At 57.7% G+C, this 388-nt stretch carries 1 pseudogene; it reads left to right on the top strand.

Annotation, left to right across the window (positions count from 1 at the left end):
- Window positions 1–388 (top strand): annotated as a pseudogene (hxpA, locus tag ACEWB7_RS18645) (hexitol phosphatase HxpA); the annotation flags it as partial.

Raw genomic sequence — 388 nt, 5'->3', positions numbered from 1 at the left:
ATTTTATGGCGGGCAAATCCGAGGCTGATATTGCCGCCGAGTTTACGCGTCTGGAGCAAATCGAGGCCACGGAAACCGAAGGTATTACCGCGCTTCCGGGGGCAATCGCCGTACTCAGTCATTTGAATAAAGCAGGAATTCAGTGGGCCATTGTGTCTTCTGGCTCCATGCCGGTAGCGCGAGCGCGCCATAAAATAGCTGGGCTTCCCGCACCAGAGGTGTTTGTAACCGCTGAGCGAGTGAAGCGCGGAAAACCAGAACCTGATGCGTATCTGTTAGGTGCGCAGCTGCTGGGGCTTGCGCCGCAGGAGTGTGTGGTGGTGGAAGATGCTCCCGCTGGCGTGCTTTCTGGCCTGGCGGCGGGTTGCCATGTCATTGCGGTTAACGC

This window comes from Acinetobacter sp. NIOH-H-8 (assembly GCF_046635365.1).
Classification (GTDB): domain Bacteria; phylum Pseudomonadota; class Gammaproteobacteria; order Pseudomonadales; family Moraxellaceae; genus Acinetobacter.
The sequence above is the reverse complement of the archived record's forward strand: the minus strand, read 5'-3'. Positions and strand labels throughout refer to the sequence as shown.